The 12679-nt window shown below is 62.1% G+C and carries 9 protein-coding genes; 5 read left to right on the forward strand and 4 right to left on the reverse strand.

Annotated elements, in window-relative coordinates; translation table 11 throughout:
- Positions 1-456 precede the first annotated feature (456 nt).
- Positions 457-1194 carry a helix-turn-helix transcriptional regulator gene (locus V7714_RS02680; RefSeq protein ID WP_335387885.1) on the forward strand — a complete coding sequence of 246 codons (738 nt, stop codon included), beginning with the start codon at positions 457-459 and terminating at the stop codon, positions 1192-1194.
- 234 nt (positions 1195-1428) lie between these two features.
- On the opposite strand, the gene V7714_RS02685 is transcribed toward V7714_RS02680, so the two are convergent.
- Positions 1429-1713 carry a hypothetical protein gene (locus V7714_RS02685; RefSeq protein WP_335387887.1) on the reverse strand — a complete coding sequence of 95 codons (285 nt, stop codon included), beginning with the start codon at positions 1711-1713 and terminating at the stop codon, positions 1429-1431.
- A gap of 148 nt (positions 1714-1861) precedes the next feature.
- On the opposite strand from V7714_RS02685, the gene V7714_RS02690 reads away from it, so the two are divergent.
- Positions 1862-2452, forward strand: a complete 591-nt coding sequence (locus V7714_RS02690; protein ID WP_335387889.1) for an acyl-homoserine-lactone synthase — start codon at positions 1862-1864, stop codon at positions 2450-2452.
- A 168-nt stretch (positions 2453-2620) separates the two neighbouring features.
- Here the strand turns inward: V7714_RS02690 and glgA are convergent, their stop codons facing one another.
- From glgA to V7714_RS02705, 3 genes are all read right to left on the reverse strand, one after another.
- The gene (gene glgA / locus V7714_RS02695; RefSeq protein WP_335387891.1) at positions 2621-4084 is read right to left on the reverse strand and encodes a glycogen synthase GlgA; all 1464 of its coding nucleotides are present in this window, start codon (positions 4082-4084) and stop codon (positions 2621-2623) included.
- A 282-nt stretch (positions 4085-4366) separates the two neighbouring features.
- Entirely contained in the window at positions 4367-5650 is a 1284-nt protein-coding gene (gene glgC / locus V7714_RS02700) for a glucose-1-phosphate adenylyltransferase (protein WP_335387893.1), read from the reverse strand.
- A gap of 164 nt (positions 5651-5814) precedes the next feature.
- Positions 5815-7446 (reverse strand): alpha-D-glucose phosphate-specific phosphoglucomutase, encoded by a 1632-nt coding sequence (locus V7714_RS02705; protein WP_335387895.1) that lies wholly within the window; start codon positions 7444-7446, stop codon positions 5815-5817.
- 226 nt (positions 7447-7672) lie between these two features.
- Between V7714_RS02705 and V7714_RS02710 the strand changes: the two genes are divergently transcribed.
- The 3 genes from V7714_RS02710 to V7714_RS02720 all read left to right on the forward strand — a co-directional run bounded on the left by V7714_RS02710 (position 7673) and on the right by V7714_RS02720 (position 12654).
- The gene (locus V7714_RS02710; RefSeq protein ID WP_335387897.1) at positions 7673-10846 is read left to right on the forward strand and encodes a response regulator; all 3174 of its coding nucleotides are present in this window, start codon (positions 7673-7675) and stop codon (positions 10844-10846) included.
- 184 nt (positions 10847-11030) lie between these two features.
- Positions 11031-11357 (forward strand): hypothetical protein, encoded by a 327-nt coding sequence (locus V7714_RS02715; RefSeq protein ID WP_335387899.1) that lies wholly within the window; start codon positions 11031-11033, stop codon positions 11355-11357.
- A gap of 223 nt (positions 11358-11580) precedes the next feature.
- Entirely contained in the window at positions 11581-12654 is a 1074-nt protein-coding gene (locus V7714_RS02720) for a SagB family peptide dehydrogenase (protein ID WP_335387900.1), read from the forward strand.
- Positions 12655-12679: the final 25 nt, after the last annotated feature.

A 12679-nucleotide genomic window follows, 5' to 3' on the forward strand; every position in this document is an offset into this window, starting at 1 on the left:
CTACGGTCAGGCGAGCCGGTTTGAGGCAGTGGTGTCCAGTGCCGGTTCGTCTTCTGAAACACACAGATTCACCTTCAACAAAGCCTGCTTCACCCCAGTCTCGGTGGTTGCGGGTATCCTGCGTTGTGGTGGCTTTGCCTCGATTCCCGCAAGGCCATATCAAGTAGCGAACTGCTTGAATACACTGGCAACGCTGGGCACGCAGCATCGTCTGGCAAGGGGTTTCACTGCGCGTTAGATGGAGGACGCATGAAACGCCGGCAACACCTGCCTGGATAGAATCAACTCGGCATCCAGGTGGCAGCAGCAATGATTGCGTCGGTAGACGGGTGGATAAACCTGCACCGACGGTAGTTTGCAATCAGGGGAGAAATGGATCAAACACCTGTGGCGCACTCGGGCGCCGGCAGGTGTTTGGTGAAGCGTAGTGTACGAAAGCATCTATGAGCACAGAGAATGCTGTACCTAGAGAAATATCAAAGCCTGATCTCGGCTTCAACCGAAGCCGAGGCCTTGCAGCAACTGAGCCATGTCGCCAGCCAGTATGGTTACGACAGCCTATTGCTGGCAGCCGTGCCCACGCCCGGCCAACCACTCGAAACAGCCTATCTGCGCAGCACCTACGATACGGCATGGCGCGAAACCTACGACAAGCGGGGCTTCGGCGCAATCGACCCTACCGTGTCGCACTGTTTCTCGCATTCAGCCCCCATGGTATGGAGTCCGGATAGCTTCAAGACACAGGACGAGCGCGCCCTGTATGAAGAAGCATCAGGCTATGGGCTCAAGGCTGGCATCACCCTGCCCTTTCACGGGCCTGGGGGCGAGGTCGGCATGTTGACGCTGGTACGGGATGAAGTGGCCAATCAGGGATTCTACGAGTCGCTGCGATCCTCAATGAGCGATCTGGCCTTGCTACGCGACCTCGCGTTCGAAGTATTGCGTCCGCATATCCACGCCCAGACACCGGCCAAGCAACAGCCGGAACCCATACTGCCCAGCCTCACCAGCAAGGAAATGGAGTACCTGAAGTGGCTGACTGCAGGGAAAACCGACTGGGAGATATCCCGCATCATGGGGGTATCGGTCGCTGGCGCACGCTTCCATATCGCCAATCTGCGACGCAAGTTTGACGTCAGCCGACGTACCGACGTGGTCGTCCGCGCCCTGCAGATGGGCTTGGTTGCGCTCTAGCGCAGTCGATGGACTAGGCAGACACGGCGCTCAAGGCTTGCCAGGCGGCCGGCCGAACCGGCCGCCTGACATGGCAGATGTAGGCCGCGCCGCCGCGCCGATACTCATTCAGCGGCTGGCACGATCACCGTGGGCATCGCCCGCCTGAAAGACGCGTAGGCAAACCACGCCCCCAGCAGCAAGGCGCGCCTGGGCACGTCCCGCTGCTGGATCAGGCTGCAAGCCGGACTGGATTCAGTCGCAGGCTACTTCTACCTTAGCCATCGCCAAGGATAAGTCATGATCGGTCACACGACCATCCAGGTACAGGTGTATCAGGATCTGCAGCGATGCCGGCAAGGGCAGGCCTTGCTCGAAACGGCTGCCGCTGGACTGGCTGACGCCAAAGCGTCGCCAGAACTCGGTCTGGTTCTCTCCCAGGATCTTGCGCAAGCAGCGCAATTTGTCCTTATGAGCCAAAGGAAGGGCAAAGCCCCGCTTTTCTCGTGCATTGAGCACGTACATTGCCTGTGCGGACATACCGCCTCGCTATTCTGCCGTGAACGACGGGCGCAAAGTCTGTCATGCACCCCATCCAGCCACACCTAGCAAGGTAGCTAGTACCGCTATTAACCTAACTGCATATATTTTATGCGGCCTGGGTATGCCTAATCACGGGAGGATGTAAATGCAAACCATGTCTCAAACCATACAGATCAGCCGGCGCCAGCAGTTCAACGGCGGCGACTTGCGCGCCATACATTGCCTGCGCGCCCGCGTCTTCAGGGACAGGATGGGTTGGGAAGTTCCGGTGCTCGCAGGCATGGAAATCGACGGCTATGACGCCCTTGAGCCCCACTACATGGTGTTGCGCAATACCAGCCAGGATGTCTATGGCTGCTGGCGCCTGCTGCCTACGCTGGGGCCCTATATGCTCAAGGACACCTTCCCCGAGCTGCTGCACGGCCAGCAGGCGCCCGAACAAGCCGACGTATGGGAACTGAGCCGCTTTGCCATCGAAACAGACGGCTCGCACACCTTCGGTTTTGCCGACCAGGCACTGGATGCCATGCGCGAGATCGTCCGCTTTGCTGACGAGAACGGCATACGTCGCTATGTCACCGTCACCACGACCGCCATAGAGCGCATGCTGCGCCGCGCAGGCATTGAGATCAGCCGCTTCGGCCCGCCTATCCGCATCGGTGTCGAGAATGCCGTGGCGCTGACCATAGAACTGGGCGATCAGACGCACCATGCCTTGTTCGGCCTGAAACACTAGCCAAGCCAGTACCAGCTAATGGACTAAATAGGCGCCACAGGCCCGAACAGCCGGATACCGCTGGCAGGTAACAGTATCAAACGCAGCACGGAGCAAGAGCAGGAGGAGAAAAGAGGCAGGCGCCCCACCCTCAGGTGGGGCGCACTGACCCTGGCCTTGCTGCAGCGATCAGGCCGCCTGCTTCAGCGCGGCGCGGTACAAAGCCTGGTAAGCCTTGGCTGGACCCACCCAGCCAAAATGCTGTTGCATGGCATGCCGCCTCACCTCGCGCCACGCTTGGGGCTTGGCATACAGGGCAAATGCCCGTCGCACTGCGGCGCCGAAATCGGCCTGCTCAAATCGCTCGAACAGCATGCCGGTGGCGCTGCCGTCCTGCAGGTTCTCCAGGCTGCAATCCCGCACACTGTCGGCCAGTCCACCGGTGCGGCGTGCCAACGGCAGCGCACCATAGCGCATCCCATACATCTGGGTCAGTCCGCAGGGTTCAAAACGCGAGGGCAGCAGCACCACATCACTACCGGCAAACAGCCGGTGTGACAAAGGCTCGTCAAAGCCCAACCTTACCGCCACGCGGCCTGGATAGCGGCCCAGCAGTTCGCTAAAGCCCGCTTCCAGTTCAGGCTCACCACTCCCCAGCACGGCCAGTTGTCCCCCTTGGGCCAGCAAGGCCTCAGCCCCGGCCAGCACCAGGTTCAAACCCTTTTGCTCGGTTAACCGGCTCACTACACAGAACAGCAAGCCCGTCGGTTCTGCCGCCAGCCCCAGCTCTGCCTGCAAGGCAGTCTTGCAGCGTGCTTTGCCACCAGTTTTCTCGGCATCGAAATGTCCCGGCAAGGTGGGGTCGGTAGCTGGATTCCACAGGGTTTCATCCACACCGTTGAGTATGCCGCTCAAGGCAGCCCGCCTATGCCGCAGCAAGCCTTCCAGGCCACAGCCATGCTCGGCGGTCTGGATCTCTGCGGCATAACTGGGGCTGACCGTCGCCAACCGGTCGCTGTAATACAGCCCGGCCTTGATAAACGACAGCTGCCCGTGGAACTCCATGCCATCCATGGCATAACAGTGCGCCGGCAAGCCCAGCTCGGCAAACAGGCTGGCAGGGAACAGCCCCTGATAAGCCAGATTGTGTATGGTGAACACACAGGCTGCGTCGGCCATATCAGGTGTCGGCGGGGTCTGCTTCAGGTAGGCCGCAGCCAGGCCGGCATGCCAGTCATGACCATGCAATACATCGGGCCGCCAATCCGGCAACAAACCCTGCGCCATGCGTGCCGCCACCCAACCCAGCAAAGCAAAGCGTCGATGGTTATCGGTATAGGGGTGGTGCTCGGCATCGGCATAGGGATTGCCCACGCGGTCATACAGCCCCGGTGCATCTATCACATAGGCAGGTACGCCATCAGGCAGGTTGCCTTGCCACAGGGTCAAGGGGCCGCTGCCCAAGCGCGGCGGCATGCTGGCCTGTACCCTGGCATCCTGCAGCCCTGCCCGTATGGCCGGAAAGCCCGGCAACACGATACGAGCATCCAGCCCCAGTTGGCGCTGCGCCGCCGGGAGCGCCCCCACCACATCGGCAAGGCCGCCCGTCTTGAGCAGGGGGTAACATTCAGCAGCGACGTGCAAAACCTTCATCAGCGGTCACTCGGTAGGTAAAACGCAGGGGTATGACACCCAAACGGTATCTCGGCATCGGACCAGACCAGCGCGCCCAGGTTCAGCCTAGGGCGGGTGCAGCTAGCCTGCCATGAAACTAGCTCTTTGAACCGACAACCTATCCAGCTGATAGCCGGCCGCTGCCAGGGAGAGCGTAATCAGCGGGGCACCCGCCGCGACAGGCCGCGCCAGCACCAGGGCTGCACCAATGCCCGTCCAGTTCGACACCACCCACCCATGAGCAGAGCCCCTGGCAAACGCTCACGACACAGCAAGTCCCGCCAGCATGTCACGGGTAATCAACACCACACCGCCCTCGCTGCGATGGAACGACTTGGCATCCCTGGCGGCATCGTCTCCCACGACCAGGCCTGCCGGTATCTTGCAGCCGCGATCCACGATCACCTTGGTCAAGCGCGCACCCTCGCCCACATCCACATCAGGCAGCAGCACCGACTGATCAATCACACAATGCGGATGCACCCGCACCTTGTTGAACAGCACGGAGTTGGTCACCTGCGCCACGGAGACGATACAACCGCCCGACACGATGGTGTTGTAGACCCGGTGCTCGCCGCCAGCATCCTGCACAAACTTGGCCGGCGGCAACTGCTCCTGATAGGTCCAGACTGGCCAGTTGCGATCATACAGGTCCAATTCCGGTGTAATCGAAGCCAGGTCCAGGTTCGCCGCCCAATAGGCATCGATCGTGCCCACATCACGCCAATAGGGTTTGGCATGGGGATAACTGGCCACGCTGGAAAGCGAGAACGGATGGGCCACCGCCCGGCCTTCCGCTACCGCAGCCGGGATCAGGTTCTTGCCAAAGTCGTGCTCGCTGCTGCTGTCATGGATATCCGCCTCCAGCAGGTGGTAAAGGTAATCCGCATCAAATACATAGATGCCCATGCTGGCCAGCGCCCTATCGGGCTTGCCAGGCATGGCAGGCGGTTGCGCCGGCTTTTCGACAAAGGCCACGATCTTGCGGTCGGCATCGACCTCCATCACTCCAAAGGCCTTGGCCTCGGCCAGCGGTACCTCGATGCAGGCCACCGTGACACCTCCCTTCACGCCCAGGGTCTCCAGCGACTTGACGTGATCCAGCAGCATGCGGGCGTAGTCCATCTTGTAGATATGGTCACCGGCCAGGATGACCACATACTCGGGCCGGTAGCTACGGACGATATCGAGGTTCTGGTACACGGCGTCGGCCGTGCCACGGTACCAGCTGTCTTCATCCACCCGCTGCTGGGCGGGCAGCAGGTCGATGAACTCGCCCATCTCCGAGCGGAACATGGCCCAGCCACGCTGCAGGTGGCGCAGCAGGGAGTGCGACTTGTACTGGGTTACCACGCCTATGCGGCGTATACCGGAATTCAGGCAGTTAGACAGGGCAAAATCGACGATACGGAACTTGCCGCCAAAGTACACCGCCGGCTTGGCCCGCTTGTCGGTCAGCTGCATCAGCCTGGAACCTCGCCCTCCGGCCAGCACCAGGGCAATACTGCGGCGCGGCAATTGCCGAGCAATGATCAGATCATCCATATGGCTCCCATGCACTACCGGCCCCCTGCCCGGCCCCCTGCTCCGCCTCCAGGCCGGGACGGCAGCACCACTGCCGCCTCGCCTGTTGCCGCCCTGTCATGCAAGCCGGCCTACCCGTTCATTGTTGGCAGAAAATCCGGCCTTGGGAAATTTGTTATGCCGAATCAGGTGACTACATCAGCCCTTACCCTGCCGGTGAGCGCGGTGATGTCGCCCAGTTGTGCAGCAAACCGGGCCACTTCGGCCAAGGCCGCCTGGGCAGGCTGCGCATGTTGCGCCACATCGGCCAGATAGCGCTCCAGGTAGACCCGCAATGTGGCCCCCTCAGTGCCCGTGCCCGACAGGCGAAACACTGCGCGCGATCCATCGGCCAAGGCCACCCATATGCCTTGCTGCCCACTGACCGTGCCGTCGACCGGATCGGTATAGGAGAAATCATCTGCCAGGCTTACCTGCAGGCCATGCACCGTCTGCCCAGGCAGTGCGGCCAGCTTGCCGCGCAAGGTCGCCATCACAGCCTCGCCTGCCGCCAGGGGCAAACCTTCATAGTCGTGTCGGCTATAGCAATGCCGGCCATAGCTGGCCCAGTGCTCGCGCACGATCTCGGCCACCGGCTGCCGCCTTACTGCCAGCAGGTTGAGCCAGGCCAGCGCCGCCCAGATGCCATCCTTCTCCCTGACATGGCTGGCACCGGTGCCATAGCTCTCCTCACCACACAGGGCTATCCGGCCAGCGTCGAGCAGATTGCCAAAGTATTTCCAGCCTGTGGGGGTTTCATAGCAATCGAAACCCAACCGTGCCGCCACCACATCCACTGCGCGGGAGGTGGGCATGGAGCGGGCCACGCCAGGCAGACCATCGCGAAACTGCGGCAAGGTACGGGCATTGGCCGCCAGAATGGCGAGGCTGTCCGACGGCGTTACTACGCAGCCCCTGCCCAGTATCATGTTGCGATCCGCGTCACCATCAAAGGCGGCCGCAAAATCTGCTGCTCCCGACCCCATCATGTGGGCCACCAGGCCCGCGCAATGCACCGGATTCGGATCGGGATGCTCGCCCGCAAAGTCGGTCTGGGGCGCCGCATTGCGCACACTGCCCAAGGGGGCGCCCAATAGGTCTTCAAATAGCTTGACGGCGTAGGGCCCGCCTACTGCATGCAGGGCATCCAGTCGCACGCGATGGCCTGCGCGCAACCAGTCACGTATGGCATCGAAATCCACCAGGGTCTGCATCAGTCCGGCATAGTCGGCCACCGGGTCTATCACCTCCACCTGCATGGCCTCCAGCTGGCTGCGTCCCAGGCTGCCCAGGTCGATATCCTGGCTGTCGCTGCAATAGAAGCACTGCAGCACCTGGCTGGCAGCATGCATGGCCTCGGTCAGTCGCTCTGGTGCTGGTCCGCCGTTGGCCGCATTGAACTTGATGCCAAAGTCGCCCTCCGGGCCACCTGGGTTGTGGGAAGCCGACAGGATGATGCCGCCCACCGCACCATGACGTCGTATCAACAGCGAGGCCGCCGGGGTGGACAACAGGCCATGCCGACCCACGATGACCTTGCCTACGCCATTGGCCGCCGCCATGCGCAGCAAGGTCTGTATGGCCCCATCATTGAAATAGCGGCCATCGCCCCCCACCACCAGCAAGCCACCTTTGAGCGCCGGCACCGCGTTGAAGATGGCCTGGACGAAGTTTTCCAGATAGTGCGGCTGGCTGAAGGTGGTGACCTTCTTGCGCAATCCCGAGGTGCCGGGCTTCTGGTCCAGGAAGGGGGTAGTGGCAAATGTCAGTACGGCCATGGAATGGTTGTCTCCGGGTAAGCAGGGGGATTATCCGTCCACACCCGCCATCCGTGCCAGAAAAGGCAACAGTCGGCGCCATCGCAGCAAAGTGTTCATCACGCCTGCAGGCTGCTTGTTGTACCCTGTTGATTGCACCGCGCCATGACCCTGCTGTTTGAGGCCATACCGGCCCTGGGGTTGGTTTTGGTGCAGCGCCCAATCCTGCTGATACCCGAACCAGCCCATGACCACCCGCTCCCAAGCCAGCCAGTTGATCGAACAGTATTGGCAGTACCGCTACAAGGATGCGGGTGAGGCGCGACGGCTGGCCGAAGCTGCGCTGGCCAGTTGCGGGGGGCCAACGGCACAGCGTGACGCAGCGATGGCGCGCTTCCTGATACTGACCCACTCCACGCTGGAAAACCCCCACGCCTCCCACGTCAAGATCTGTGAGCGCCTGCTGCAGACTTTCCGTGAGCAGGGCGATGAGGAAGCCGTACTGCTGGCCTATGCGCAGCAGGGCATGACACTGTGGAGTACCGGCCGCAGCGACGAGGCCTGGGCCATACTGCAGGACAAGGTCGAGCCGCAGCTGGACAGGCTGTCGCCACTGCACCGCTATACCGCCTATATCGCCCTGCATTGCGTGGCCGGTGGCGTCAAGGATGAAGTCACCCGGCTACGCCATGACTACGCCTCGCTGCGGCTGGCCCGGCAGTTGGACGACCCACCCCGCATCGCCCTGGCCCTGCACAATATTGCCGAAGTCCACCTGAACTACGGCAATTTCGAAGAAGCCCGTGACTGCCTGCGTGAGGCGCTGGCGCTGGCGCAGCAATTCCAGTTGCGTAACCGGCTATGGGGCGTTCCCCCCTATCTGGCCATGGCCAATATCGCATTGGGTGATGCCGCGACGGCCGCCAGCCTGATGGATGACTGGATGCGTCGCGAAAGCAATCGCACACCGGGTTACTTCGATTTCATCGGTAACCTGATGGCCATCTACCTGGGGGGTCTGCAAGAGTCGCAATGGGCTGCAGCAGAAATCTGGCTGAAGCGGGTCGAGCTCGAAATTGCCCGTCGCCGTGCCAGCGACGATATGGGCAGCCTGGACTTGTTCGGTGTGTTCTACGCCTGGGCCAAGGGCAGCCTGCGGCGGCGGCAGGGGCGCTTCGCCGAGGCCATCACCGCATTGCACGCAGCAGACCTGGTCTACGACCTGTGCGAATCCATGTTCATCCAGGTAGATGCTCGGCATGAGCTCTACCTGTGCCACGCCGCCCTCGGCGACAACGCCGCCGCACTGGCGGCCCATGTCGACTACGCCCGGCGCCAGGCAGCCATGCTCAACAGTGCCAACAGCCTGCGCCTGCAAAGCATGTCCATACAGCATGATGTGGATACCGAGCGGCTGAGGCGGCAAAAGGCAGAAGAATCGACCCGCCTCAAGAGCGAGTTCCTGGCCAATATGAGCCACGAAATACGTACGCCGATGAATGCGGTGATCGGCCTTGCCCACCTGGCCTTGCAAACCGAACTCAGCGCCAAGCAGCGTGACTATGTCAGCAAGATCCACCGCGCCGGCAAATCCCTGCTGGCCATCATCAACGACATCCTGGATTTCTCCAAGATCGAAGCCGGCAAGCTGGATGTGGAGAGCGAGCCCTTCACCCTCGACGACGTCGCCATCAATGTGGCCACCGTGACCAGCCAGAAGGCTGCCGACAAACAGATAGAGTACCTGTTCCACATCGCTCCCAATGTGCCGCGCAACCTGATGGGCGATGCACTGCGACTCACCCAGGTACTGATCAACCTGATCAACAATGCCATCAAGTTCACCGAGCCTGGCGGCGAGATTGAACTGGCCGTCAACCTGCTGGGAACCGAGGCCGGCAAGGTGCAACTGGGTTTCGAGGTGCGCGATACCGGCATAGGCCTGACGGCTGAGCAGCAGGCGCGTCTGTTTCAGCCCTTTACCCAGGCCGATGGCTCGACCACCCGCAAATATGGTGGTACTGGCCTGGGCCTGTCGATATCGCGCCGCCTGGTGGAACTGATGGGGGGGCAAATAGGCGTGCGCAGCGACACCGGTGTGGGCTCCACCTTCCACTTCCAGTTGACGCTGCCCCTGCCCACCGGACCGCAGGCCAGTCTGGTGCTGCCGGCCCGCTTCAACGATGCCCGCGTACTGGTGGTGGACGACAGCGAACACGCCCGCGCCATCATGGCGGAGATGCTGACATCGCTCCCCTTGCGGGTGGATGAAGTAGGCTCGGCCCGCGAGGCACTGGCCTATCTGCATACAGCCGACCAGACCGACCCCTACGACGTGGTGCTGACGGACTGGCACATGCCCGACATGGACGGTATGGAACTGATACACACCCTGCAGCGCGATGGCAGCTTGAGTCACCCACCCAAGCTGGTGCTGGTAACTGCCTTCGGGCTGGAATCCGTCGTCAATGCGGCAGAGCAGGCTGGCATAGACGGCCTGCTGTTCAAACCTGTCAGCCCATCCACCCTGGTCAATACCCTCACCGGCGTATTCCACCAGGCGCCCACGGCTGCCGCCCCAGCCGAGCACGCCCCGCCGGCCCGCAGCTATGCCGGCAAACGCATACTGCTGGCCGAGGACAACGCCATCAACCAGCAGATCGTGGTAGAGCTGCTCAGCGCCATGGCACTGGAGGTGGACCTGGCCGAGCATGGCCAGCAAGCCGTGGAAATGGCCCTGGCCGCCGCGCCGGGCGACTACGCCATGATATTGATGGACCTGGAAATGCCGCAGATGGATGGCCATGCCGCCACCCTCGCCTTGCGCCAGCACAGCCAGCTGGATGCCATCCCCATCGTGGCCCTGACCGCACACGCCATCTCCGATGTGCGTCAGCGCTGCATGGAAGAAGGCATGCAGGATTACCTGACCAAGCCCATACAGCCCGAGCAGCTGTACAAGCTGGTAGGGCATTGGCTGGATCGCGGCCATCAGGCAGTGCCGGCACCAGGCGATGAGGAGGCAGGCGACCTGCCGCTGCCCGTGCTGCGCGGTGTCGACGTGGCCTTGGGGCTGCGCTATATGGGCGGCAAGCAGCACCTGTATTTGCGCCTGCTGACCCGGTTTGCCACCGGCTATGGCAATACCGTCGCGCTACTGCGCGACCAGTTGGCACAGGGGCAATATGAGGAAGCCAAGCGGCTGGCCCATACGCTTCGCGGCTTGGCCGGCAGCATGGGCGCCACGCAGGTCTCGGAGGTGGCTGCCGAGCTGGAGGCCACCTTGCCTATCGAGGGAGAAACACCCACTGATCACTGCCTGTCTGTGCTGACCGAGCTGGACCGGGTATTGCAACCACTGCTGACCGACTTGGCAAAACTGGCCAGCCTGAATGCCGCGGCCTCGATAGCGGCCACTTGATACTCACCGCTGCCACCGGAGCGCAGCGTTGCAGGGGCGGAACAAACCCCGCAAACCCGCACAAAATATGGACATGCAGGATTGCTAATCTTTTGCCCGCGTACAATACTCAAGCAGCCCGCACACCAGCGCTTGGGCGCGAGTGCTAACGGACTGAACCACCACCTCTAAATAGGAGAGAGCAATGGCAGAAAAAAAGGCCGCCCCCAAGAAAGACGACGTGCTCGCCGCGCTGCAAAATGCGGTCAAACACATTGAGACCCTGGAACTGGAACTCAAGACCATCAAGAAGCATGTGAAAGGTGTTGCGGATGGCGTCAAGCTCGCTCCCTTCCATGTCGACCCTCCCGTCAAAGCTGCGGCCAAGCCAGCAGCCAAACCCGCTGCCGCGAAGCCTGCTGCTGCAGCCAAGCCAGCAGCCAAGCCGGCCGCCAAACCCGCAGCGGCAAAGCCCGCTGCCAAGCCTGCAGCAGCAAAACCTGCTGCCAAGCCCGCCGCCAAGAAGAAGTAAATCTCGGCGCGAGCCATCTGCTGGCTTGTCTGCGGCGTTATCGTACTGCGGTACATAACGCCGCTTTTATTTGTTAGCACAGCTCGACAACAGCGCGGCGAGACCCATCACCACACGGCACGATGGTGCATCTTGCGAGCATCAGGAGGCCGGGTTGATGGCGGCCCGCCTTCCCCTTTTCGTGGTCCAGCTCGCCCAGCCAGTCAACGGAGCCTAAGCAACCATGCGCTATAAACGCGCCCTCGCCCTGAGCATCCACTGGCAGGACGAACAGCTGGCGTTCAGCAACTATCTGCAGCAGCACTATGTCAGCGGGCATCCGCTCACCGTGCAGGTGTTGGACTATTTCTCGGAGTGGCGCAGCCTGGATGAGGTAGTGGCCCACTTCACCCAGTATTCCCCGCAGAGCCTGCGCAAGACCTTGGACCAGTTGGTGGCCGAACAGCTATTGCTGGAAGAAGGGTCTGCCCAGGCCAGCAGCGATGCACTACTGGCGGAACAATGGGCGCCCTGGCTGCCCGAGGGGGCATTTCACTTTGCCACCAAGGACACCCCGTTCGCCTCCGCAGCGTCATCAGAAGAAGAGCTGGCAGCCATTGTGCCGGCCTCCGAACCGCCGGCTCTCTACCGCTCCCCCCAGGGCGGAGCGCCCATCAAGCTGCCCCGTGCCCCCTATCCCAAGGATGCCTTCCACCAGGCACTGCTGGCACGCCGCACCCATAGGGCATTCTCGCCACAAGCCTTGGCCCTGGATGAACTGAGCCGCTTGCTGGCCTTGGTCTGGGGGGTGCAGGGGCATGTCGACAGCGCAGCCTTTGGCCGCTTGCCACTCAAGACCAGCCCCTCGGGCGGCGCCCGCCACCCGGTCGAAGTCTATGTCATGGCGCTCAGGGTGGCGGGGCTGGCGCCGGGCATCTATCACTACCACCCCCTGCACCACACACTCACCCTGGTCAACCCGGTCGCCACGCCCGCGCAAGCCAGCCTGTATTGCGCCGATCAGGAATACTTTGCTGATTCTGCTGCGCTTTTCCTGATGACGGCGGTGTTTGAGCGCACCATGTGGAAGTACCACAAGCCGCGCGCCTACCGGGTAGTCATGCTGGATGCCGGCCACCTGGGCCAGACCTTCTGCCTCACCGCAACCGCCATGGGCCTGGCGCCGTGGGGCACAGCCGCCCTACGCGATAGCCTGATCGAGCAGGACCTGGGCATAGATGGGATTAGCGAGTCCGTCCTGTTCGTGACCGGTGTGGGCCACCCCGCCGAGGCCGCAGACGCTACCGAACCGGAATAGGCCGCCAAGGCCGCCGTGCACTGCC

The sequence above is a fragment of the Chitinimonas sp. JJ19 genome (assembly GCF_036961565.1).
Taxonomy (GTDB): domain Bacteria; phylum Pseudomonadota; class Gammaproteobacteria; order Burkholderiales; family Chitinimonadaceae; genus Chitinimonas.

Excerpts from the sequence above, each read along its gene's own strand:
- V7714_RS02680 (WP_335387885.1), top strand. The coding sequence starts at position 457 with ATGCTGTACCTAGAGAAATATCAAAGCCTGATCTCGGCTTCAACCGAA.
- V7714_RS02685 (WP_335387887.1), bottom strand. The coding sequence starts at position 1,713 with ATGTCCGCACAGGCAATGTACGTGCTCAATGCACGAGAAAAGCGGGGC.
- V7714_RS02690 (WP_335387889.1), top strand. The coding sequence starts at position 1,862 with ATGCAAACCATGTCTCAAACCATACAGATCAGCCGGCGCCAGCAGTTC.
- glgA (WP_335387891.1), bottom strand. The coding sequence starts at position 4,084 with ATGAAGGTTTTGCACGTCGCTGCTGAATGTTACCCCCTGCTCAAGACG.
- glgC (WP_335387893.1), bottom strand. The coding sequence starts at position 5,650 with ATGGATGATCTGATCATTGCTCGGCAATTGCCGCGCCGCAGTATTGCC.
- V7714_RS02705 (WP_335387895.1), bottom strand. The coding sequence starts at position 7,446 with ATGGCCGTACTGACATTTGCCACTACCCCCTTCCTGGACCAGAAGCCC.
- V7714_RS02710 (WP_335387897.1), top strand. The coding sequence starts at position 7,673 with ATGACCACCCGCTCCCAAGCCAGCCAGTTGATCGAACAGTATTGGCAG.
- V7714_RS02715 (WP_335387899.1), top strand. The coding sequence starts at position 11,031 with ATGGCAGAAAAAAAGGCCGCCCCCAAGAAAGACGACGTGCTCGCCGCG.
- V7714_RS02720 (WP_335387900.1), top strand. The coding sequence starts at position 11,581 with ATGCGCTATAAACGCGCCCTCGCCCTGAGCATCCACTGGCAGGACGAA.